Annotated in this window: 15 protein-coding genes; 8 read left to right on the top strand and 7 right to left on the bottom strand. The window is 69.3% G+C overall.

Annotated features, from left to right (window positions below; all coding sequences use genetic code 11):
* Positions 1–127: 127 nt before the first annotated feature.
* Positions 128–3475, bottom strand: coding sequence for a S41 family peptidase (locus ACS5PK_RS09075; RefSeq protein ID WP_439439913.1), 3348 nt, complete (start codon positions 3473–3475; stop codon positions 128–130).
* 110 nt (positions 3476–3585) lie between these two features.
* Positions 3586–4230, bottom strand: a complete 645-nt coding sequence (locus ACS5PK_RS09070) for a DedA family protein (protein ID WP_439439912.1) — start codon at positions 4228–4230, stop codon at positions 3586–3588.
* A 60-nt stretch (positions 4231–4290) separates the two neighbouring features.
* Between ACS5PK_RS09070 and mutL the strand changes: the two genes are divergently transcribed.
* The 3 genes from mutL (at position 4291) to miaA (ending at position 8953) form a co-directional block, all read left to right on the top strand.
* Complete coding sequence (gene mutL / locus ACS5PK_RS09065; protein WP_439439911.1) at positions 4291–6228, top strand: DNA mismatch repair endonuclease MutL; 1938 nt, start codon at positions 4291–4293, stop codon at positions 6226–6228.
* A 65-nt stretch (positions 6229–6293) separates the two neighbouring features.
* A complete protein-coding gene (locus tag ACS5PK_RS09060) occupies positions 6294–8015 on the top strand; it encodes a pseudouridine synthase (protein ID WP_439439910.1) in 1722 nt (573 codons plus the stop codon).
* Positions 8016–8026: 11 nt separating this feature from the next.
* Positions 8027–8953, top strand: coding sequence for a tRNA (adenosine(37)-N6)-dimethylallyltransferase MiaA (miaA, locus tag ACS5PK_RS09055; RefSeq protein ID WP_439439909.1), 927 nt, complete (start codon positions 8027–8029; stop codon positions 8951–8953).
* A 45-nt stretch (positions 8954–8998) separates the two neighbouring features.
* Here miaA and ACS5PK_RS09050 read toward each other — a convergent pair whose 3' ends face one another.
* On the bottom strand, positions 8999–9817 hold the full coding sequence (locus ACS5PK_RS09050; RefSeq protein WP_439439908.1) for a GGDEF domain-containing protein: 819 nt from the start codon (positions 9815–9817) through the stop codon (positions 8999–9001).
* A gap of 214 nt (positions 9818–10031) precedes the next feature.
* Between ACS5PK_RS09050 and ACS5PK_RS09045 the strand changes: the two genes are divergently transcribed.
* The 3 genes from ACS5PK_RS09045 (at position 10032) to ACS5PK_RS09035 (ending at position 13414) form a co-directional block, all read left to right on the top strand.
* Positions 10032–12176 (top strand): acetyl-CoA hydrolase/transferase C-terminal domain-containing protein, encoded by a 2145-nt coding sequence (locus ACS5PK_RS09045; protein ID WP_439439907.1) that lies wholly within the window; start codon positions 10032–10034, stop codon positions 12174–12176.
* Positions 12177–12270: 94 nt separating this feature from the next.
* Positions 12271–13164 (top strand): SPFH domain-containing protein, encoded by an 894-nt coding sequence (locus ACS5PK_RS09040; RefSeq protein ID WP_439439906.1) that lies wholly within the window; start codon positions 12271–12273, stop codon positions 13162–13164.
* 7 nt (positions 13165–13171) lie between these two features.
* Positions 13172–13414, top strand: coding sequence for a hypothetical protein (locus ACS5PK_RS09035; RefSeq protein WP_439439905.1), 243 nt, complete (start codon positions 13172–13174; stop codon positions 13412–13414).
* Positions 13415–13448: 34 nt separating this feature from the next.
* Here ACS5PK_RS09035 and ACS5PK_RS09030 read toward each other — a convergent pair whose 3' ends face one another.
* From ACS5PK_RS09030 to ACS5PK_RS09015, 4 genes are all read right to left on the bottom strand, one after another.
* Positions 13449–15011, bottom strand: a complete 1563-nt coding sequence (locus ACS5PK_RS09030; RefSeq protein WP_439439904.1) for a DHA2 family efflux MFS transporter permease subunit — start codon at positions 15009–15011, stop codon at positions 13449–13451.
* Positions 15012–15013: 2 nt separating this feature from the next.
* Positions 15014–16312 (bottom strand): HlyD family secretion protein, encoded by a 1299-nt coding sequence (locus ACS5PK_RS09025; RefSeq protein WP_439439903.1) that lies wholly within the window; start codon positions 16310–16312, stop codon positions 15014–15016.
* A 76-nt stretch (positions 16313–16388) separates the two neighbouring features.
* Positions 16389–17816: an efflux transporter outer membrane subunit gene (locus ACS5PK_RS09020; RefSeq protein WP_439439902.1), complete on the bottom strand. Its 1428-nt coding sequence runs from the start codon at positions 17814–17816 to the stop codon at positions 16389–16391.
* Between the two features lie 5 nt (positions 17817–17821).
* Positions 17822–18319 carry a MarR family winged helix-turn-helix transcriptional regulator gene (locus ACS5PK_RS09015; RefSeq protein ID WP_439439901.1) on the bottom strand — a complete coding sequence of 166 codons (498 nt, stop codon included), beginning with the start codon at positions 18317–18319 and terminating at the stop codon, positions 17822–17824.
* Between the two features lie 211 nt (positions 18320–18530).
* On the opposite strand from ACS5PK_RS09015, the gene ACS5PK_RS09010 reads away from it, so the two are divergent.
* Positions 18531–20360, top strand: coding sequence for an ABC transporter transmembrane domain-containing protein (locus ACS5PK_RS09010; protein WP_439439900.1), 1830 nt, complete (start codon positions 18531–18533; stop codon positions 20358–20360).
* Between the two features lie 75 nt (positions 20361–20435).
* Positions 20436–22202 carry a mechanosensitive ion channel family protein gene (locus tag ACS5PK_RS09005; RefSeq protein ID WP_439439899.1) on the top strand — a complete coding sequence of 589 codons (1767 nt, stop codon included), beginning with the start codon at positions 20436–20438 and terminating at the stop codon, positions 22200–22202.
* The last annotated feature ends 2 nt before the right edge of the window (positions 22203–22204 follow it).

The following is a 22204-nucleotide window of genomic DNA, read 5'->3' as shown; positions in this document are numbered from 1 at the left end:
GGCTGCTGGGTGCGGATGTGAAAGTGCCGCAGCCTGCATGGACAGAACTGCGGCACGTGGCGATCAGTATATTTTCAACATACTCAACCGGCATCAGGGTTTAACTTGGCTGTCACGGGCCCTTCACTCACTTGCCCAGCTCGGTCGGCAGGGCCGGTGCCTTCTTCAGGTCCACTGGCTTGTAGCTGGCCAGGCGCTTCATCACCTCGGCGATGCCGGCCTCCAGCTGGCTGTCATGGCCGCGATTGACGCCGACGGGGTCCAGATCCACCTCCATGTCCGGCACCGTGCCTTCGTTCTCGATGCGCCATTCGCCGTCCGGCGTGAAGAATCGGAAGAAAGGCACCGTCAGGAAGCCGTTGTCGATCAACGGCGGATTGGCCGAGATGCCGATCAGCCCGCCCCAGGTGCGGGTGCCGATCAGCGGGCCCAGGCCCAAGCGCCTGAAGGCCCAGGGCAGGTAGTCGCCACCGGAACCGGCGTCCTGGTCGATAAGCATCACCTTGGGGCCATAGACCGCGCTGCCAGGCGTGTTGAAGACCATGGCGTCACGGTCCTTCCAGCCCGACAGATAGGGGCGCTTGAGCACATCCAGGATGTAGTTGGCCGCATGGCCGCCACCATTGCGGCGGTCGTCGATGATCAGCGCTTCCTTGTCCGACTGGGCGAAGAACTGGCGGTTGAAGTACTCGAAACCGTTGCGCCCGGTGTCCGGCAGGTAGATGTAGCCCACCTTGCCGCCCGTCTTGGCGGCCACATGGGCACGGTTGGACTCGATCCAGTCCCACTGGCGCAACCCGGCGTCGCGGCTGACCGGCTCGACCACCACCTGGCGGCTCTTCTCGCCGCGTGGGTTGTCGGCCAGAGTCAGCGTGGTCTGCTTGCCGGCCGTGTTTTCGAAAGCGCGGAAGAAGTTCTGGCCGGCGTCCACCGGCTGGCCGTTGACGGCCAGCACGTAGTCACCCGCCTTCACGTTCAGGCCCGGCATGGCCAGAGGCGCCTTGAGGAAGGGATTCCAGCGGTCGCCCGCATAGACCTTGGACAGGCGCCAGCGGCCTTCATGCGGCTCCACATCGGCGCCCAGCAGGCCTACGCTGACGGGCGCATCCGACTGCACGTCCCCGCCGCCCACATTGTTGTGAGCAACCTGGAACTCACCAATCATGTCCGTCAGGATCTCGTTGAGGTCCTCGCGGCGCTGCACATGGGCCAGCAGGGGCTGGTAGCGCTTGTAGACGGCATCCCAGTCCAGACCATGCAGATTGGGCGCGTAGAAGTACTCCTTCTCCATCCACCAGACCTCGTTGAAGATCTGCTGCCATTCCTCGCGCGGCTGGATGCGGGCGCGCAGGCCACTCTGGTCAAGGGCCTTGGGATCGGGCTTGTCACCGGCATCTGCCACTTCCAGCTTGCCCTTGGGCAGCTCCAGCAGCAGCTTCTTGCCGTCAGCACTGAGGCTGGCGCCATTGAGGCCGGCCTTGATGGACTTGGGCTTGCGCTCTTCCATGTCGAAGCGGAACAGCTCGGCCTGAGCACCGGCATCGGCTTCGGGACCTTCATTGGCCACGCCCTGCTGGCGGCGGTCCAGGTAGTAGAGGCTGCCATCGACCGCGGCCATCAGGCCCATGTAGAAGCGCTCAGGCACCGGCAGCGGGACGAAGCGCTGCTGCAGGCCGGCGATGTCGATACGGGTGGGCTTGGTGGAGGGCTTGGCCTTGTCGTCAGCCTTGCCATCCGGCTTGGCGTCGCCCTTGGCCTCCGGCTTGGCATCAGACTTTGCCTCGGGCTTGCCGTCCTTGCCGTCCTTCGCTTCGGTCTTTGGGCCTTCCTCTTCGGCCGTCTTGGGCCACAGCGGCGAACGGCCTTCGCTGGACAGCACGGCCGCGTAAAGGCCCAGGCGCAGCGGCTGGTCCTCCACGCTCATGTCCAGGCCCACCTGGCGCGGGCCGGCATTCACCGAGGCCGCGAAGTACAGCAGATCGCCCTTGGGCGAGAAGGCCGGCGAGACGGCATGGGCCAGACCGTCGCTGAGCATGTGCTCCTGGCCGGTCTGGAAGTCGTGCAGGTGGATCTGGCTGAGCTGGTTGGCACCGACGATGGTGTAGGCCAGCCAGCGGCTGTCCGGCGAGAAGCTCACGTCGAACTGACTGCGGCGCGGCGTCTTGGCCACCGGCTTCAGGGCCTTGGCCTCGGTCTCGTAGACGTAGAGCTGCAGGTGGTTGTCCTGAAGGGCGATGCGCTTGCCGTCCGGCGACCATTCCAGCAGCGTGAAGTAGCCCGCCGGCAGCGCATGGGCCTCGCGCTTGCCGCCGGCCGCAGGATCGGCAAGCACCAGCTCGTGCTTGAAGCCGGCGTCGCGCAGCCAGGCCAGTTGCTTGCCGTCAGGGCGCCAGAGAGCATCCTTCTCGCGCACGCCGGAGCTGCCGGTGAGGTTCTGGGTCACGCCATCCTTGACCGGCACACTGAAGACCTCGCCGCGCGCCGTCACCAGCACGCGCTTGCCAGTGGGCGAGAGCTGCGCTCCCTGCAGCTGGCGGCTGACGTCCTTCCACTGCTCGCGCGTCTGGGCCCCAGCCGCGGGCAGCGTGATGCGCAGGGTCAGGTCTTGCCCGGTCTTGAGGTCCAGCTGGTGCAGGCTGCCCCCCAGCTCGTAGACCACCGTGCTGCCATGCAGGCCGGCACTGCGCACGTCCCAGCTCTTGCTGCGGGTGAGCTGACGCAGCTGCTGGGTCTTGCCGTTCCAGCTGTACAGATTGGCGGCGCCGTCGTTGCGATCGGAGATGAAGACCAGCTCGTCGCCATGCCACAGCGGGGTGTGGTCGGTGGCCCGCATGTGGGGGACCTTCTCCAGCTGCTGAGTCTTGAGATTGATGACCCAGATCGGCGGTGTGGCACCGCCCCGGCTGAGGCGCCAGCCGGCCGCGCCATCATGCGCCTTGCGGTTGGGGCGATAGGCCAGGCGCTCGCCATCGGCATTCCAACTGCCTTCGAAGGCCACGGCCTTCATCAGCTTGCGCTCAGGCCCGCCCTGCACCGGCACCTCGTAGAGCTGGTTGCTGCGGCTATTGGCCACCTCGCGGGCCGAGGCAAAGAGGACGCGCTTGCCATCCGGGCTCCAGCCGTTGACGATGTCCGCCCCCGGGTGCCAGGTCAGGCGCCGGGGCTCGCCGCCCTCCGCCGACATCACATACACATCGGGATTGCCGTCGTAGTTGGCCGTGAAGGCGATCCAGCGGCCATCCGGCGAGAACTTGGGGGCGTACTCCGCCGAGGCCTGGCTGGTCAGCTGGCGCGGCTCGCTGCCGTCACGCCGGGCGACCCAGATGTCGCCGCCATAGACAAAGGCCAGACGGTCAGCGGACACGCTGGGCTGGCGCAGCAGCAGGGTCTCTGCCTGTGCGGCGCCGTGCAGGGACAGCAGCGAGGCCGCCGCGGCAAGGGCCCAGTTCAGGGGCGTGAGGGCAAAGGTCTTCATCTTGTGTTGTCTCCGTCTTTGCATGCGAGGCCACCCGGGGTTCGAAGGCAGCCGACTCTCAAAGCCGAAACCCGGGGATTGCCCGGGTTTCGATCCATTTGTGGCCCTGCTCAGGCCGGCTTGCGCAGCTTGCCGCGAATGCCGCCCGCGATGACCAGCAGGCCTGGGATGACGATCATCGCCCAGATGATCTTCTCCAGGTTCTGCTTCACCCAGGGTACGTTGCCGAAGAAGTAACCGACACAAGTCACCCCCACCACCCACAACAGGGCGCCGCCCACGTCGTAGGCCGTGAACTTGCGGCGACTCATCTGCGCCACACCGGCGACGAAGGGCGCGAAGGTGCGCACAAAAGGCATGAAACGGCCGATCACCAGGGCAACGCCGCCATGGCGCTCATAGAACTCGTGGGCCTTGTCAAAGGCCGCGCGGTTGAAGAAGCGGGAGTTCTCCCACTGGAAGACCCTGGGGCCGAAGTAGCGACCGATGGCGTAGTTGGTCTGGTTGCCCGCCACCGCGGCCACCACCATGAGGCCGATGGACAGCTTCAGGTCCAGCATGCCCGCACCGCACATGGCACCGACGATGAAGAGCAGCGAGTCCCCCGGCAGGAAGGGCATCACCACCAGACCGGTCTCGACGAAGATGATCAGGAACAGCAGGGCATAGATCCAGGTTCCGTAGGCCAGCACGAAGTCGTTGAGGTAGCGGTCGACGTGCAGGATGAAGTCAATGAGCAGGGCGAGGATTTCCATGGCGGGCGATTATGGCGGCCTCGCGGGGATGCGATCACCACCTCCGTAGAATCCGTCGCCATGTCAGAGATGCCGCCCCCTGCCCTGCCCAGCCTGCCGCCCCACCAGGATGTTCCTCGTCGCGCCATCCGCGAACTGCCCGACGAACTGATCAGCCAGATCGCCGCGGGAGAGGTCGTCGAGCGCCCGGCCTCGGTAGTGCGCGAGCTGGTGGACAACGCCCTGGATGCCGGCGCCACCCAGATCAACGTCAAGCTGATGGCCGGCGGCGTGCGCGCCATCGTGGTCGAGGATGACGGCGGCGGCATCCCGCCCGAGGAACTGCCCCTGGCCCTCAAGCGCCACGCCACCAGCAAGATCCGCTCGCTGGAGGAACTGGAGTCGGTGGCCACCATGGGCTTTCGCGGCGAGGCCCTGGCGGCCATCAGCTCGGTGGCCGAGATGGCCATTGCCACACGCTGCGAGGGCACGCCGCATGCCCACCGCCTGGAAGCGCGCTCGGGCGAGCTGAAGATCGCGGCCCGCTCGCGTGGCACCAGCGTCGAGGTGCGCGAGCTCTTCTTCAACACCCCGGCCCGCCGCAAGTTCCTCAAGACCGACGCCACCGAGCTGGCGCACTGCCTGGAGTCCGTGCGCCGCCATGCCCTGGCCCGACCCGACGTGGGCTTTGCCGTGTGGCACGAAGGCAAGCTGGTGGAGCAGTGGCGCGCAGGCTCGGCCGAGCAGCGCCTGCTGGACGTGCTGGGCGAGGACTTCTTCGGCAGCAGCCGCACGGTCTATGCCGAGGCCGGCCCGCTGCGCATCTACGGCCGCGCCGGCCTGCCCGAGGCGGCTCGCAGCCGCTCGGACATGCAGTACGTCTACGTCAACGGCCGCTATGTGCGTGACAAGCTCATCGCCCACGGCATCCGCTCCGCCTACGAGGACCAGCTGCATGGCAGCCGCCAGCCCAGCTACGTGCTCTTCATTGACATTGCCCCGGACCGGGTGGATGTGAACGTGCACCCCACCAAGATCGAGGTGCGCTTCCGCGACGGCCGGGAAATCCACCAGCAGGTGCGCTACGCCGTGCAGGATGCGCTGGCCCTGTCGCGCGCGCAGGCCGGCGAGACGCCAGGCGATGCACTCAGCAGCCCGCAGGCCGCCGCTGCCTTTGCCGCCGCCGTGCCTGGCGAGCGCCCGGCCCCGGGCCAGCCGCCGGCCTGGTTCCAGTCCTCCGCGCCTGAGCAGCCTCGCGCCGAGCCCCCCCGCCTCTACGGCGGCACGCCCAGTTGGCGCAGCAACACTCAATCCAGCCTGGGCCTGGGCGAGGTCCAGGCCTTGTATGCCCCGGACCGCGCCATCCCTGCAGCGCCCGCCGCAAGCCCTGCAAGCCCCGCGGCCATGCCCGCGCCAAGCCCACTGCCCGCGGGCGACTGGCCCCTGGGCCGCGCCGTCGCACAGATCCAGGGCGTCTATGTGCTGGCCGAGAACGCCCAGGGCCTGGTGATCGTGGACATGCATGCAGCGCACGAACGCGTGGTCTACGAGCGACTGAAGGCGGCACTGGGCGAGGCCCGGATCGAGACCCAGCCCCTGCTGATCCCCGTCACCTTTGCCGCCACGCCCACCGAGATCGCCACAGCCGAGGCACAGGCCGAGACCCTGCATACGCTGGGGCTGGACATCTCCCCGCTCTCCTCCCAGGTGCTGGCCCTGCGCTCGCGCCCGGCGCTGCTGGCAGACGGCGATGTGGTCGAGCTCGCCCGTGGCGTGCTGGCCGAGCTGGCCCAGTTCGATGCCAGCCATGCCATCGAGCGCGCCCAGCACGAGATCCTGGCCACCATGGCCTGCCACGGCGCCGTGCGGGCCAACCGCCAGCTGACCCTGGACGAGATGAACGCCCTGCTGCGCGACATGGAGCGCACCGAGCGCGCCGACCAGTGCAACCACGGCCGCCCCACCTGGCGCCAACTGACCCTGCGTGAACTCGATGCGCTCTTCCTGCGAGGGCGCTGAGGCAAGGAAAACCCGTATCCAGGGCCTGTCCATGGTCCAATACGCCCTTGCATAGAAAGTCGTTCATGGCCACCCTGACCCTGAAGAAGAAGCCCGCCGGTGACAGCACCAAGACGGGCAAGACCGGCGAGCGCCGCCCTCCCGTGCGCGGCGGCGGCGTCTCCCGCCCCCGGCCCACCCTCGCCCAGGCCCAGACCGAGCGTGCCGAGCGCCAGGCTGCCTTCGAGGAGCGCCGCACGGCGCAGTCCCAGGGGCAGCGCCATGATGACGGGCGAGGTCCGGGCCGGCCGGACCGCCCCGGAAAGCCCGGTGCCAAGCCCGGCTTCGGGGCCAAGCCTGGCAGACCCGGCGGCAAGCCCTTCCGCGGCGAAGGCCCGGCGGGTCGTGATCGCACTGATCGGGGCGATCGCCCCGGCGGCTGGTCGCGCGGCGGAGACGACGAGCGCCGCTTCGAAGGCCGGGGCGACGGTCGTGCCGGTCATCGCTACGAGGGCCGCGACGACGGTCGCTTTGAAAGCCGTTCTGGGGGCCGGTTCGAAGGTCGCGGTGATGGCCGCGGTGATGGCCGCGGACCAGGTCGCCCTGACTTTCGCGGCGGTGACCGCGGCCCCAGCCGGGGGGAACTCAAGGGCGATCCCCGGGGGGAGTTCAGGGGCGACTTCCGAGGTGAAGGCCGCGGAGAATTCCGTGGCCCCGCTCGCGGCGAGCAGCGCAAGGCCTATGGCGCAGGCCGCCCGGACGAGCGCCGCCCGCATGGCTCACACCATGAGCCCTCGCGCGGCCATGGCGCGCGTGATGATCGCGGCCCAGGCCCCCGTCGCCATGCCGACCAGGACCAGGGCTGGGGCCAGCAGCGCCCTGCGCGTCGCAACGAGCAGGCCGCTGAGCACCGCGGCCCAGAGCGCGGTCCAGTGCGCGGCCGTGATGCCGCGGCCCGACCCGACCAGCGCCGCCAGACCGCGCTGCGATCGCATCCCGAGCAGCCCCCACGCACGCCGCAGCCCGCGCCTGAACGCAGCAACAGCGCCGAGGGCGAGCGCCTCTCCAAGCGCATGAGCGAGCTGGGCCTGGCCTCGCGCCGCGAGGCCGACGAATGGATCGCCGCCGGCTGGGTCAAGGTGGACGGCCACCTGGCCACCCTGGGTGAGCGCGTGGGCCCCGAGGCCCGCATCGAGGTCGACCCCGCCGCCCGCCAGCAGCAGGCCCAGCGCGTCACCATCCTGCTGCACAAGCCCATCGGCTATGTGTCCGGCCAGGCCGAGGACGGCTACGAGCCCGCCGCCGTGCTGGTCAAGAGCGACACCCACTGGAAGGACGATCCCGCCGGCATCAAGTACCACATTGGCCACAGCCGTTTCCTGGCGCCTGCGGGCCGCCTGGACATCGACTCCACCGGCCTGCTGGTGCTGACCCAGGACGGTCGCATCGCCAAGCAGCTGATCGGTGACGACTCCACCATCGAGAAGGAATACCTGGTGCGCGTCGAGTACGTGGGCATCAACGGCGTGAAGAACGAATCCGGCCAGTTGGACGAGCAAGGCCTGGCCCTGCTCAACCATGGCCTGATGCTGGACGACGTGGAGCTCAAGCCGGCCAAGGTCAGCTGGGCCAATGAGGACCAGCTGCGCTTCGTGCTGCGCGAGGGCCGCAAGCGCCAGATCCGCCGCATGTGCGAGCTTGTCGGCCTCAAGGTGACGGCGCTCAAGCGCGTGCGCATCGGCCGCATCCCGCTGGGCCACCTGCCCGTCGGCCAGTGGCGCTTCCTGGCGCCCTGGGAAAAATTCTGACCCCGGCGGCCATGCAGTTCAAGCCCATCTGCCTGGCCGGCCCTACCGGCACCGGCAAGACTGCCTGTGCGCTGAAGGTGGCCGAGTACCTGCCTGTCGAGATCATCAGCGTGGACTCGGCCCTGGTCTACCGCGGCATGAACATCGGTACGGCCAAGCCCTCGGCGGCCGAGATGGCGGCAGTGCCGCATCACCTGATCGACATCATCGACCCGCTGGAGGCCTACTCCGCCGCCGAGTTCGCGCGCAGTGCGCAGCAACTGGCCGCAGAGATCCTGGCGCGCGGCCGCCTGCCCCTGCTGGTGGGCGGCACCATGCTTTACTTCAAGGCCCTGTTCGACGGCCTCTCGCCCCTGCCCCAGGCAGACGAAGCCGTGCGCCGCGAGCTCGACGCCCGCGCCGCCGAGCAGGGCTGGCCGGCCCTGCACGAGGAGCTGGCCCGCATCGACCCGGTGACCGCCGCGCGCCTGGCGCCCAACGACGCACAACGCATACAGCGTGCCCTGGAAGTCTGGCAGCTCAGCGGGCAGACGATGTCCCAGCTGCATGCCCAGCAGGAGCGCAGCCCGGGCGTGGACTGGCCCTTGATCTCACTGGAGACCGAAGACCGCGCCTGGCTGCACCAGCGCCTGGGGCAGCGCTTTGCCCAGATGCTGGACCAGGGCCTGGTCGATGAGGTCCGCACCCTGCGTGCCCGGGGCGACCTGCACCTGGGCCTGCCCTCCATGCGCTGCGTAGGCTACCGCCAGGCCTGGGAGGCCCTGGACGCCGACCGCTTCGACGGGCTGCAGGAACGTGGCGCCGCGGCCACCCGCCAGCTGGCCAAGCGCCAGATCACCTGGCTGCGGTCCATGCCGCGGCGCATCGTGCTGGACTGCCAGTCACCGCAAGCCCCGCTGCATCTCCTGGCGCAGCTCCAGCGCCTGCTGGGTCGCTGATCGGGCGCTGATCGGGGACGTGGTCAGCGCGCTGGCGCAGAGACCTCAGTGGGCGTAACTGGAATGGCCAGGCTGCAGCCCCAGCTTGGCCCGCACGCAGTTGCGGCCGGCGGCCTTGGCGCTGTAGAGGGCTTCGTCGGCGTCGTGGATGAGGTGATCCAGGGTCAGGTGCTCATACTGCAGCGAGGCCACGCCCAGGCTGACGCTCACCGGCACGTCGCGCTCCTCCCAGCTGAAGTGAAGCTGCTCCACGCGCTCGCGGATGCGCTCGGCCACGTCCAGCGCGCCCAGGGGGTCGGTGTGCGGCAGGAAGACCGCGAACTCCTCGCCGCCGAAGCGAGCCAGGACGTCGGCCTGCCGCAGCGTCTCGCCGCTGACGCGGGCGATCTCGCGCAGCAGCCGGTCCCCACACAGGTGACCGTGGGTGTCATTGACGCGCTTGAAATGGTCCACGTCCATCAGCAGCATGGCGCAATCCATGTTGTAGCGCTTGGCGCGGGACCATTCGCGGTCGACCAGTTGCAGGAAATGCCGCCGGTTGAAGGTGTCGGTGAGCGGATCCAGCGTGGCGTGGTGACTCACCCGCTGCCGGGTCTGGTCCTGGAACTGCACCAGGCGCAGGAAAAGGTAGCCGAACACCCCGGTGATGAGCAGCGCGCAGGCCGAGGCACACAGTGTGGCCACCAGCCGGTCGCCACGCCCCATCAGCGTGATCAGCAACTGGGACAGCCCCAGCGCCAGCAGCCAGACCGTCAGGCACAACAGCGTCAAGCCGGCCCACAGCCCGCGGCGGGTCACGAAATGCCCGAACCAGGGGAGCCAGGCGGGGGCATCGTGTTCGAGGTCTGGCGGCGGCGTGGACATGAACGGATAGGCGGGCGGTGCGCAAGGAGTGGCAGGGAAAACTGCAGGCGATATTGCAGCACACTCCGCGCACCTCCAGACACCTCGCACCATGATCAAGGGGCCCCGGCAATCCCCCCTTGCGCGGGACGGTCACCAACGTCATGTCTTGCCAAATATCAAGCCACTGACAACAGGCTGCGCAGACACTGCAGCCAAACAGAGGAGACCTTCCGTGACATCCCCCCTCAGCCCCCACCTCGCCAGTACGGCCCCGCTTGTCCAAGACCTGGAGCGGGCCGTCGATCTGATCCTCGAACGGGTGCCCGGCGACATCGTCATGGCCATTCCCCTGGGCCTGGGCAAGCCCAACCCCCTGGTGAACGCCCTGTATCGTCGCGTGAGCCACCTGCCCGAGCGTCGGCTGAAGATATTCACCGCGCTGTCGCTGGAGAAGCCGGTGGGCAAGAGTGAGCTGGAGCAGCAGTTCCTGGGTCCGCTGGTCGAGCGGGTCTTCGCCGACTACCCGGACCTCGACTACGTGAAGGACCACCGCGCGCAGGCGCTGCCGCCCAATATCGAGGTCCACGAGTTCTTCCTGAAGACCGGCGACTACCTGGGCAACCCCCTGGCGCAGCAGGGCTTCGTCTGCACCAACTACAGCTTCGTGGTGCGGGACATGATGAGCCACGGCGTCAACCTCATCCTGCAGGCCGTGGCCTGCCGCGGTGACGAGGCAGACGCGGGCGGGCGGCAGCTGTCCCTCTCCTGCAATCCGGACCTCAGCCTGGACCTCATCGAGCGCCTGGCCGCCCAGGGCCGCAAGCCGCTGACTGTGCTGATGATCAACCGCCAGCTGCCCTTCATGACCGGCCCTGCCGTGGTCCCCGCCGGCCTGGCGGACCTCCTGGTCGAGACGCCCGCGACCAGCCACCAGCTCTTCGCTCCACCCAATGCCGCCATCGGCTGGGCTGACTACGCCATCGGCCTGCACGCCGCAAGCCTGGTCAAGGACGGCGGCACGCTGCAGATCGGCATCGGCTCGCTGGGCGACGCCATCGCTCAAGCCCTGATCGTGCGACAGACGCGGCCGGCAGCCTTCCGCCAGATGTTGGCCGGCCTCGCGCTGGAGGGCATCGCCACACGCGAGCTGGCGCCCTTCGAGCAGGGGCTCTATGGCTGCTCGGAGATGTTCGTCAACGGCCTGCTGCAGCTGATCCGGGCCGGCATCGTGAAACGACGCGTCTTCCAGGACGAGGCCCTGCAGACCCTGGCGCTCGAAGGGGCGCTCAGCGAAACCCCCAGCGTGGGCACCTTGCTGGCCCTGCAAACCCTGGGCGCCCTGCCCCTGCCGCTGGACGCCCCGGCACTGCGGCATTGGCAAAGCCAGGGCTTGCTGAGCGAGACCCTCACGCTGGAGGCCGCACGAACGCTGCCTACCGAACTGGGCAGCAGCGAGACCCTCCAGGCCTGGAGCGCGGTGCTGGGTACAAGCTGGCGCCAGACTGCCCTTCTACATGGTGGCTTCTTCCTGGGCCCTCGGGACTTCTACCAGACCCTGCGCGAGCTGGATGAGCCCCTGCGCGAGCAGATCGCCATGACCCGCATCGGTTACATCAACGAGCTTTACGGCGATGCCCTGGGCAGCGAGCGCCTCAAGCGCCTGCAGCGCCGCGACGCCCGCTTCATGAACACCACCATGAAGATGACGCTGCTGGGCGCGGCCGGCTCGGACGCCCTGGAATCAGGCCAGGTGGTCTCGGGCGTGGGTGGCCAGTACAACTTCGTTGCCATGGGCCATGCGCTGCCGGATGCCCGCTCCATCCTGATGCTGCGCGCCACACATGACAACCACCACGGCCTCACCAGCTCCATCGTCTGGAACTACGGCAACGTGACCATCCCGCGCCACCTGCGCGACATCGTCATCACCGAATACGGCGTGGCCGACCTGCGCGGCAGGACCGACACCGAGGTGGTGCAGGCCCTGATCCGCATCGCCGACTCCCGCTTCCAGGACGAGCTGGTGCGCGAAGCCCAGGCCCACGGCAAGCTCGCCGCCGACTGGCAACTTCCGGATGCCTGGCGCTGCAACCGACCCGAGGCCCTGCGCGAGCTGCTGCGCCCCTGGCGCAATGAGGGCCTGCTGCCGGACTTCCCCTTCGGCACTGACCTCACGGAGGACGAGCTCAAGATCGTCCGCGCCCTGAAGAAGCTCAAGCACGCCAGCACCCATCCCGTGGAGCTGGTGGGTCTGGTCCTGCGCAGCCTGCAAGGCCTGCCCGAAGTGCCCGAGGCCTACCTGGAGCGCCTGGGCCTGGACCAGGCGCACAGCTTCAAGCAGCTCTTCCTCAAACGCCTGTTCGCGGCGAATCTCTGAACGCGGGGGCATGTGCGCTGCGTGGCGAAGGGGACTTGCCAAGACAGCAATTCTGGAATTAAAGTGATATCACATTAATTCACAGGAGGGCCTCATGAGCACAGTCCGTTCGATCACGCAGCAAGCCCCCACGGCCGAGCGCCGCGCCCACGCCACCAACGGCTACCTGGCCTTGCTGGGCATGCTGGCGCTGTGGGGCCTGGCCGCCTTCATGGCCGTCGTGGCCCACCACCTGATCGGGGCCGTGCTGAGCATGGTGCTGTCGGTCTTCGTCGGTGCAGGCCTGTACATGCAGCAGCCCAACGAAGGCCGGGTGATGACCCTGTTCGGCCGCTACATTGGCACGGACCGCGAACCGGGCCTGCGCTGGGCCAATCCCCTGGCCGGCAAGCAGCGCCTTTCCCTGCGCTCGCGCAACCTGGTCTCGCCCACACTGAAGGTCAATGACAAGCGCGGCAATCCCATCGAGATCAGCGCCGCCGTGGTCTGGCGCGTGAGCGACACAGCCCAGGCCCTCTTCGACGTGGACAGCTACGAGACCTATGTGCAGATCCAGGCCGAGGCCGCGCTGCGCCACACCGCCAACCTCTACGCCTATGACGACGGCGAGGACCTCGCCCACGGCGAGACCACCCTGCGCGCCGGCCAGGACGAGGTGGCCGCAGCCATGAAGGCCGAGCTGCAGGAACGCTTCGCCGCTGCCGGCGTGGAGGTGCTGGACGCCAAGCTGACCCACCTGGCCTACGCCCCCGAGATCGCCCAGGTGATGCTGCGCCGCCAGCAGGCCGAGGCCATCATCAGCGCCCGCCAACGCATCGTGCACGGTGCGGTGAGCATGGTGGAGTCGGCGCTCAAGGGCCTGTCCGAACGCGAGATCGTGGTGCTGGACGACGAGCGCAAGGCCGCCATGGTGTCCAACCTGCTGGTGGTGCTGTGCTCCGACAAGGACACCCAGCCCATCGTCAACGCTGGCACGCTCTACAACTGAGCCCTGCATGGCCAGCCCGGGCAAGAAGAGCTTCCTGCTTCGCCTCCCGCCAGAGCTGTGGGACGAGATCGAGCGTCTGGCCGCACGTGAGCTGCGGTCCAGCAATGCACAGATCGAGTACCTGCTGCGGGAGGCCCTGCAGCGGCGCGGCATCCGCCTGGACACCGCGCCGGCGGCGAAGCGCGGCCGGCCGCCCAAGGACTCCGAGGGAGACGAGCCTGCAACAAGTGAAAAGGGCGAGGACCGCTGAGTCCCCGCCTTTTTTGCTTCGGCGCAAGCGGCCCTCAGTGCGCGCCGCCCGCATCCACCGGCGCCGCCAGGCGCGGTGGACGCTTGGTGAGCCACACCGCGGCAATCAGCACCAGGAAGATGGCCGCCGAGGCGATGAAGATGTCATCGGCCGCGCGGGTGAAGGCCTGCTGGTCCACCATGCGGTTGAGCCAGGCCAGGGACTGCTCCATGCTCAGGCCGCCGGTCTGCAGCTGGCGCAGGGTCTCGGTCGTGACCGGGTCGCCTTGCGCCAGTCGCTCGGCGAGGTGGTGGTGATGCAGCGCGGCGCGGTTCTCCCACAGCGTGGTCGAGATCGAGGTGCCCATGGCGCCCGCCGTGATCCGCACGAAGTTCGACAGGCCCGCCGCCGCCGCGATGCGGTCCGGCGTGATGCCCGACAGCGTCAGCGTGGTCAGCGGAATGAAGAAGAAGGCCAGCGCCGCCCCTTGCAGGATGGTGGGGATCATGATGGTGGCGAAGTCCGTCTGCGTGGTGAAGTTGCCGCGCATCTTCAGCACGATGGCGAACATCACGAAGGCGAAGCTGGCCATCCAGCGCGGGTCCACCCGGGCCACGTTGCGGCCCACCACCGGCGACAGCAGGATGGCCAGCAGGCCCACCGGCGCCAGCGCCATGCCGGCGTCCGTGGCCGTGTAGCCCATCCACTGCTGCAGCCACAGAGGCAGGAGCACCACATTGCCGAAGAACAGGCCGTAGGCGATGGACAGCGTGGCCGCACCGAAGAGGAAGTTGCGCCGCGCAAACAGCCGCAGATCCACCACCGGGTGCTCGTCCGTCAGCTCCCACACGAGGAAGAAGGCGAAGCCGATCAGCGCCGTCAGGCCCAGGATGCAGATCTCGGGGCTGGCGAACCAGTCCAGCTCCTTGCCCTTGTCCAGCATGACCTGCAGCGCGCCCACCCACAGCACGAGCAGGGCCAGGCCCACGCCGTCGATGGGCAGCTTCTTGATCTGCGTCTCGCGCTGGCGGTAGATGCTCCAGGTCATGCCCGCGGCCAGCAGGCCCACGGGCACGTTGATGTAAAAGATCCAGGGCCAGGAGACGTTGTCCGTGATCCAGCCGCCCAGCAGCGGCCCGACCACGGGCGCGACCAGCGTCGTCACCCCCCATAAGGCGAGTGCCGTGCCCGCCTTGGCCGGCGGATAGCTGGACAGCAGCAGGGTCTGCGACAGCGGGATCATGGGCCCCGCCACCAGGCCCTGCAGCACGCGGCAGGCCACCAGCATCTCCAGCGAATGCGCGAAGCCGCACAGCCAGGAGGCCAGCACGAAGAGCAGCACGCTGGTGGTGAACAGGCGCACGGCGCCGAAGCGCTGGGTGAGCCAGCCGGTCAGCGGCACGGAGATGGCGTTGGCCACGCCGAAGCTCGTGATCACCCAGGTGCCCTGCACCGGGCTCACGCCCAGGTCACCGGCGATGGCCGGCAGCGACACGTTGGCAATGGACGAGTCCAGCACGTTCATGAAGGTCGCCAGCGACAGGGCCAGCGTGCCCATCACCAGGTCGGAACCCTTGAGCGGTGGCGGCGGCGCCAAGGCGGCGGCGGGAGCGCTCATGCTCAGGCCTTTCCGTGGACGGCGTCAGCGCTCTTGTGGGCCTTGGCCACGGCCTTGGTTGTGGCAACCGCCGGCCTGGCCGCGCGGCCCAGATTGGACTGGATGATGCGCTGCACCTCGGCATCGGCGGCGCGGTCCTGGTCCTCGAAGACCTTGGTCGAGGTGGCGCTGCCAGCCGCGATGGTCTCGGACAGCGGCTTGCCCGACTGATCGCTCACGTCCACCGCCACGTTCATCGACAGGCCCACGCGCAGCGGGTGCTCGGCCAGCTCCTTGGCGTCCAGGGCGATGCGCACGGGCACGCGCTGCACGACCTTGATCCAGTTGCCCGTGGCGTTCTGCGCCGGCAGCACCGCAAAGGCCGCACCGGTACCTGCGCCTAGACCCACGACCTTGCCGTGAAACTCGGCCTTGTCGCCATAGACGTCGGCCACCAGGGTCACCGGCTGGCCGATGCGCAGGCGAGCCAGCTGGCCTTCCTTGAAATTGGCATCGACCCAGGCCTGCTGCAGGCCCACCACGCTCATCAGCGGCGTGCCGGCGGCCACGCGCTGGCCCAGTTGCACGCTGCGGCGCGCGACCCAGCCGTCCACCGGGGCCAGCAGCTCGTTGCGTTGCACGGCCAGGAAGGTCTCGCGCACACGGGCGGCGGCGCGCAGCACATTGGGATGCTGCTCGACGCCGGTGCCATCCGTCAGCGACTGGTTCGAGACCAGCTGCTCGCGGGCGGCTTCGGCCGCGGCCTCGGCAGCGGACGCAGCGGCCTGGGCCGTCTTGAGCTGGGCACGGGCATGCTCCAGTTCCTCCTTGCCCACGGCGCCGGTGGCCACCAGGGGCTCGCGGCGGCTGACATCGTCCTTGAGGCGGGCCACCTCGCTGCGGGCGCGCTGAAGGTCGGCCTCACGGCTGCGTGCCTGGGCCTGCAGGGTGGCGTTGTTGGCGAACAGGGTGCGGACCTCCCGCACCGTCTGCGCCAGCTGGGCCTGCGCCTGGTCCAGGGCCATGCGGGCATCCACCGGGTCCAGGCTCACCAGCTTCTGGCCGGCCTTGACGGCGTCGGTGTCGTCCACGTGGATGGCACGCACGGTACCGCCCACCAGGGGCGTGATCTGCACGACATGGGCCTGCACATAGGCGTTGTCGGTCTTCTCGAAGTGGCGGCCCACCAGCCACTCGTAGGCGCTGTAGGCGCCGAAACCCAGGATCAGGGCGATGGCGACGGTGGTCAGGCCCTTCTTGCGCTGCGGATTGCCGCTCTTCACGGGGGCGGTGGCGGCGGGGCTGCTGTTGTCTTGGCTCATGATGTGCTGCTATTTGCGTTGGGGTGCGGCTGGATCGGGAAAGCCGCAGGAATGCGTGGGCCGGTCAGGCGATGGATCAGGCGCGGGGCTCTGTCCTGGGGACCTCTCCGCCCAGGGCGCGCATCAGCTGCACGCGGCTGTCGAGCTGCTGGGCGCGCAAGTCCAGGGTCTGGCGCTGCTGCTGGATCAGGGCCTGCTGGGCCTGGAGCACCGGCAGGCGGTTGCCCAGGCCGGCGGCCTGCCGCTCCTGGGCCAGGCGCAGCTGCTGCTCGTTGCTGCGCAGCAGGGCCTCCTGGGGCGACTGCTGGGCCTGCAGGGAGCGCAGGGCCTCCCACTGCTCGCGGGCATCGCGCACGCCTTCGAGCACGGCGGCGTTGTAGGCGGCCACAGCGGCGTCCTGCTCAGCCACGGCGGCCTTGAAACCGGCGCGCAGGCGGCCCGTGTCAAACAGGGGCAGGCGCAGCGAGGGCCCGAAGCCCAGCTGGTGGCTGCCGCTCTCCAGCAGCTTGTCCAGCCCAATGCTGCTGAAGCCGGCGAAGGCGTTGAGCGTCAGGTCCGGATAGAAGCGGCCACGGGCCGCGGTGATCTCGTAGCCGGCCGCCTCCACGCGGGCCAGGGCGGCACTCACATCGGGGCGGGAGGCCAGCAGGTCCAGGTTGGGTGCCTGGGCCGGTGCCACTTCGGCGGGCAGCGCGGGCTTCCAGTCGGCCAGCGCATCCAGGGGCTGCACACTCAGGGCCGCCAACTGCACACGGTAGCCCTGGGCCAGCTGCTGCAGGGCCAGGGCCTGGCGCTGCAGATCGGCCAGCGGGGCTTCGGCGCCACGCAGCTCGATGTCGGTGTCCAGGCCGGCGGTGCGGCGCTGGCGCACCAGGTCCAGGGCCTGCTGGCGCAGCACGATCTGCTGCTGCAGCAACTGCTCCTGGCTCACGCTGCGAGCCAGGCCCAGCCAGGCACGCAGCACGGCGCTGGCGATGTTCAGCCGGGCGGCCTCGGCCTCGGCCTGCCAGGCGCGCTGCTGCCCCAGGCTGGCCTGCAAGGCGGCCTGATGGCGGCCGAAGAAGTCCCAGTCATAGCTGATGCCGGCCTGCAGGGTCGCGGTGTTCTGGACGCTGCCGGCCAGAGGCGGCGGGTACATGCCGTGCTCGCTGAAGCGCTGGCGCTCGATGTCCAGCCCCACGCCCGTCACCGGCTTGTCGGCGGCAGCGGCGTTGTCCACCGCGGCGCCAGCCTTGGCGATGCGGGCGCGGGCCAGCGCCAGGCTGGGGGCGTCGCGCAGGGCCTTGTCCATCAGGGCGTTGAGGCGCTCGTCGCCCCAAGCGCGCCACCAGGCGGTACCTGCCGCAGCCGGGCCGGGCTTGAGGCCCAGGGCCTCGCCCTGCAGACGCCCCGGCGCGGCCGGCTGCGGCGGCACCGGAGCGCAGGCCGTCATCAGGCCCAGGAGCAGCATCAAGGCTGGCAATGCGGACAAGCGCAGCGCGCCAGGTCGGGAGTGTGGGTACATCGGGTTCATTCCTTGCTTGCCTCGCGCAAGGCCTCGCCATTGGCGACCAGGCGTTGCAGCAGTTCGATCAGGGTGCGCCACTCGGCCTCGGTGAAGCCAGCCAAGTGGGCGTTGAAGACCTCGGACAGCACGGCAGGCAGCTCGGCCGTCATCCGCTGCCCTTCCTCGCTCAGCGAGACCTGGACTACGCGGCGGTCGGTGCTGGAGCGCTCGCGCTGCACCAGGCCCTTGGCTTCCAGGCGGTCCAGCAGGCGGCTCAGGGCGCCGGCATCCATGTCCAGCTCCTTGCCGAGCTGCACGGTGGAGTGCGGCCCGTGCAGGCGCAGCTTGAGCATGGGTGCCCATTGCGCGTGAGTGAGGCCGTGCTGGCACAGGCGCTTGTCCGCCAGATGGACGATGGACTGCTTGGTGCGGTGCATCAGCCAGCCGATGCTGTCCTGGCTGCGGTAGGTGTCGGCGCTGTAGAAGTCGGCCGGGGGCGGGAGTGGTTTGGATTGCTTCATATCAATTGCCTAGGCAATTATTGCTCAGGCAAGTATCCTTGCGGAAGTCGGGGGCATCACCCTTCCCGCGTGGTTCAGGGGCTGTTTCCGTCCAAATTGCTGCATTTCGCACAGATCCGCTTGCATTTGGCGGGTCTGGCCCCAGTTCCCGGCCACACCCCGCAAGCCCGCCGCCCCGCAAGCCCGCATCCAGCCCGCACGCCTCCAGCCCATGTCGGACACCCCAGTCGCCACCTCCCCCGCCCCCCTCCAGCGCAGCGCCCCCGGTGCCGACAAGGCCAAGGGCCCGCCCCAGGCCCTGGCCGCGCTGTGGCCTTTTCTGCGGCCCTACCGCGGGAGGGTCATCCTGGCCGGCTTGTTCTTGTTGCTGGCGGCCGTCAGCACCCTGCTCTTCCCCGTGGCCCTCAAGCAGTTGATCGACCAGGGCCTGGTGTCCAGCGATCCCGCCCAGCGGGTCATGGCCCTGCGCGGGCATTTCGGGGCGCTGTTCGGCGTGGGCGTGACGCTCGCCGTGTTCTCCGCCGCGCGCTTCTACAGCGTCACCTGGCTGGGCGAGCGGGTCACGGCTGACCTGCGCAACGCGGTCTACCGGCATGTGCTCAAGCAGAGCCCGGCCTTCTTCGAAACCACCCAGACCGGTGAGGTGCTGAGCCGACTCACCACCGACACGACCGTGGTGCAGACCGTCGTGGGGTCCAGCCTCTCGATGGGTCTGCGCAATGTGGTGATGGGCGTGGGCGCCCTGCTGATGCTGGTCTGGAGCAACCCGGGCCTGATGCTGCCGGTGCTGGGCCTGCTGACCCTGGTGGTGCTGCCGGCCGTGCTGCTGGGGCGCCGGGTGCGCAAGCTCAGCCGCGCCAGCCAAGACCGGGTGGCGGACACCAGCGCCATCGCCGCCGAGGTGATCAATGCCGTCACCGTGGTGCAGAGCTACACACAGGAGGCCCGCGAAGGCCAGCGCTTCGAGCAGGCCAGCGAGGCCGCCTTCGACACGGCCCGCAAGCGCATGAAGGTGCGCGCCGGGCTGGTGGCCTTCCTCATCACCGCCACCTTCGGCGCCATGCTCTTCGGCCTGTACCGGGGCACCGAGGCCGTCATCGAGGGCCGCATGAGTGCCGGCCTGCTGGGCCAGACCCTGGTCTACGTGACCCTGCTGGTCTCCAGCGTGGCGGTGCTGGCCGAGGTCTGGGGCGAGGTGCTTCGCGCGGCCGGCGCCATGGAGCGGCTGAGCGAGCTGCTCAGCGCGCAATCGCCCATCCAGGATCCGCCCCAGGCACAGACCCTGCCACCCGCCCGTGCCGGCGCGACGCTGGTGCTGGACGATGTGCACTTCCACTACCCCTCGCGGCCCGACAAGCCCGCCCTGCAGGGCCTGAGCCTCAGCCTTGCGCCCGGCGAGACCGTCGCCCTGGTCGGCGCCAGCGGTGCAGGCAAGAGCACGGTGCTGCAGCTGCTGCAGCGCTTCTACGACGCGCAGCTGGGCCGCATCGAGCTGGACGGCGTGCCCATCGCGCAGCTGCCACTGCAGGCACTGCGCCAGCGCATCGGGCTGGTGCCCCAGGACAGCGTGATCTTCTCGACCAACGCCCTGGAGAACATCCGCTACGGCCGGCCGGAGGCCTCGGACGAGGAGGTCATCGCCGCGGCCAAGGCTGCCTTCGCCCATGACTTCATCAGCGCCCTGCCCCAGGGCTACCAGACCTTCCTGGGCGAGCGCGGCGTGCGGCTCTCGGGGGGCCAGCGCCAGCGCATCAGCATCGCCCGCGCCATCCTGAAGAACCCGCCCCTGCTCTTGCTGGACGAGGCTACCAGCGCTCTGGACGCCGAGAGCGAGCGCGTCGTGCAGGCAGCGCTGGAAGCGGCCATGCGCCAGCGCAGCACCCTGGTGATCGCCCACCGCCTGGCCACGGTGCAACGGGCAGACCGCATCCTGGTGCTGGACCACGGCCACATCGTTGAGCAGGGCACGCATGCTGAGCTGATCGAGCGCGGCGGCATCTACGCGCGGCTGGCCGCGCTGCAGTTCCAGACGGGCGCCTGAGGCGGCCCCGGGCGGGTAGAGTTGAGCCGCCCTGCCGGGCTGAACCCACGCCCGCCCACGACACCCGGATCGCCCATGACACGGACCTGCCTGCCCGCGCAACTACCCAAGATCCCATCGCTGTTCGACCGACTTCATCAGGGCCTGTGCCTGCTGCTGGCCGCGCTGCTGATGGCGCTGCCCCAGGCCGGGCTCGCCCAAGCGTCGGCGGCAGCGCCCGCCTCGGCCGCCTCGGCCGCCTCGGCCGTCGCGGCAGCGCTCCCGGCATCGCGACCAGCCCTCGCCGAGCCGCGACTGCAATTGGCGGGGCGCGACATCCTCGTCTTCCGCGCCGGTTCGCTGGGCCTGAGCCCGGCCGACCGGCAGCGGCGCGCACAGGCCCAGCTGCAGGCCGTGCTGGAGATGCAGTCGCCCGATTACCGGGTGGAGCTGCGCCCCACGCCCGAGGGGCGGGCCCTGCTCGTGAACGGCCAACTGATCGGCACCCTCATGCCGGGCGACCTGGGCCTGGACGCCTCCGCGGAACCGGATCTGGACCAGCGCGCGCAGGCCGCCAAGGCCCAGCTGCAGCAGGCCCTGGCCGAGCATCAGGAGGCTCACAGCTGGCAGCGCCTGGGCCTCGCCGCGCTGTGGGTGCTGGGTTCGCTGGCCCTGCTGCTGCCCTTGCTATGGGCCCTGCGCAAGATGTCGCGGATCAGCCTGCGCCTGCTCGCACGTGGGGCGGGTGCACAGGCCCGCAAGCTGCAGGTCAGCGGCGTCACGCTGCTGAGCCTGGACCGCCTGGGAGACGGCGTGCGGCTGGTCGTTCGCCTGCTGCATGCCGGCCTGTGGCTGCTGCTGGTGTACGAGTGGCTGGGCTGGGCCCTGCGCCAGTTCCCCTACACACGGGTCTGGGGCGAGCAGCTCCATGCCATGCTGCGCGACGCCCTGGGCGGCCTGCTGATCGGCGCCGCCAGCGCCCTGCCCCAGCTGCTGGTGGCCATTCTCATCTTCGTACTCGCGCATTTCCTGAGCACGGCCCTGGACCCCTTCTTCGAGCGCGCCGAATCCGGTGCCGTCGACCTGGGCTGGCTGGACGCCGACACCGCCCGCCCGACGCGCCGCCTGCTGCGCCTGGGCATCTGGGCCTTCGCCGTGGCCATGGCCTACCCCTACCTCCCCGGCGCGCAGACCGAGGCCTTCAAAGGCCTGTCCGTGCTCATCGGCCTGATGGCCTCGCTGGGCGCCTCCAGCGTGGTGGGGCAAGCGGCCGCCGGGCTGATCCTGATGTACACGCGCACGCTGCGCATCGGCGAATACGTGCGCATCGGCGAGCATGAAGGCACGGTCACCGAGCTGGGCACCTTCGCCACCCGCATCCGCACGGGCCAGGGCGACGAACTCACCTTGCCCAACGCCCTGATCGCCGGCAGCGTCACGCGCAACTACTCCCGCACCGGCGGCGGCGCAGGCTTCGCACTGGACACGACGGTGACCATTGGTTATGACACCGCCTGGCGCCAAGTCGAGGCCATGCTCAAGCTCGCCGCGGCCCGCACCCCGGGCATCCTGCAGACCCCCGCGCCGCGCGTATTCCAGACCGCGCTGTCGGACTTCTACGTCGAGTACCGCCTGGTGGTGCAGGCCCAGCCCACGGAGCCGGGTCCGCGCGCCCAGGTACTGAGCCTGCTGCACGCGGAGATCCAGGACGTCTTCAACGAGTTCGGCGTGCAGATCATGTCCCCGCACTACCTGGGCGATCCGGCTGAGGCCAAGGTGGTCCCGCCAGCCCGCTGGCGCCCCGAACCAGTGAAGGGCGATCCCGCCGGCACGCCGCCCTCCAGCGGCCGGCGGCTCGCATAAGC

The organism is Roseateles sp. DB2 (genome assembly GCF_051857535.1).
Classification (GTDB): Bacteria; Pseudomonadota; Gammaproteobacteria; order Burkholderiales; family Burkholderiaceae_C; genus Roseateles_B.
Note: the sequence above shows the minus strand (reverse complement) of the source record. Positions and strands in the feature narration are given on the sequence as shown.

Excerpts from the sequence above, each read along its gene's own strand:
- ACS5PK_RS09075 (WP_439439913.1), bottom strand. The coding sequence starts at position 3,475 with ATGAAGACCTTTGCCCTCACGCCCCTGAACTGGGCCCTTGCCGCGGCG.
- ACS5PK_RS09070 (WP_439439912.1), bottom strand. The coding sequence starts at position 4,230 with ATGGAAATCCTCGCCCTGCTCATTGACTTCATCCTGCACGTCGACCGC.
- mutL (WP_439439911.1), top strand. The coding sequence starts at position 4,291 with ATGTCAGAGATGCCGCCCCCTGCCCTGCCCAGCCTGCCGCCCCACCAG.
- ACS5PK_RS09060 (WP_439439910.1), top strand. The coding sequence starts at position 6,294 with ATGGCCACCCTGACCCTGAAGAAGAAGCCCGCCGGTGACAGCACCAAG.
- miaA (WP_439439909.1), top strand. The coding sequence starts at position 8,027 with ATGCAGTTCAAGCCCATCTGCCTGGCCGGCCCTACCGGCACCGGCAAG.
- ACS5PK_RS09050 (WP_439439908.1), bottom strand. The coding sequence starts at position 9,817 with ATGTCCACGCCGCCGCCAGACCTCGAACACGATGCCCCCGCCTGGCTC.
- ACS5PK_RS09040 (WP_439439906.1), top strand. The coding sequence starts at position 12,271 with ATGAGCACAGTCCGTTCGATCACGCAGCAAGCCCCCACGGCCGAGCGC.
- ACS5PK_RS09035 (WP_439439905.1), top strand. The coding sequence starts at position 13,172 with ATGGCCAGCCCGGGCAAGAAGAGCTTCCTGCTTCGCCTCCCGCCAGAG.
- ACS5PK_RS09030 (WP_439439904.1), bottom strand. The coding sequence starts at position 15,011 with ATGAGCGCTCCCGCCGCCGCCTTGGCGCCGCCGCCACCGCTCAAGGGT.
- ACS5PK_RS09025 (WP_439439903.1), bottom strand. The coding sequence starts at position 16,312 with ATGAGCCAAGACAACAGCAGCCCCGCCGCCACCGCCCCCGTGAAGAGC.
- ACS5PK_RS09020 (WP_439439902.1), bottom strand. The coding sequence starts at position 17,816 with ATGTACCCACACTCCCGACCTGGCGCGCTGCGCTTGTCCGCATTGCCA.
- ACS5PK_RS09015 (WP_439439901.1), bottom strand. The coding sequence starts at position 18,319 with ATGAAGCAATCCAAACCACTCCCGCCCCCGGCCGACTTCTACAGCGCC.
- ACS5PK_RS09010 (WP_439439900.1), top strand. The coding sequence starts at position 18,531 with ATGTCGGACACCCCAGTCGCCACCTCCCCCGCCCCCCTCCAGCGCAGC.
- ACS5PK_RS09005 (WP_439439899.1), top strand. The coding sequence starts at position 20,436 with ATGACACGGACCTGCCTGCCCGCGCAACTACCCAAGATCCCATCGCTG.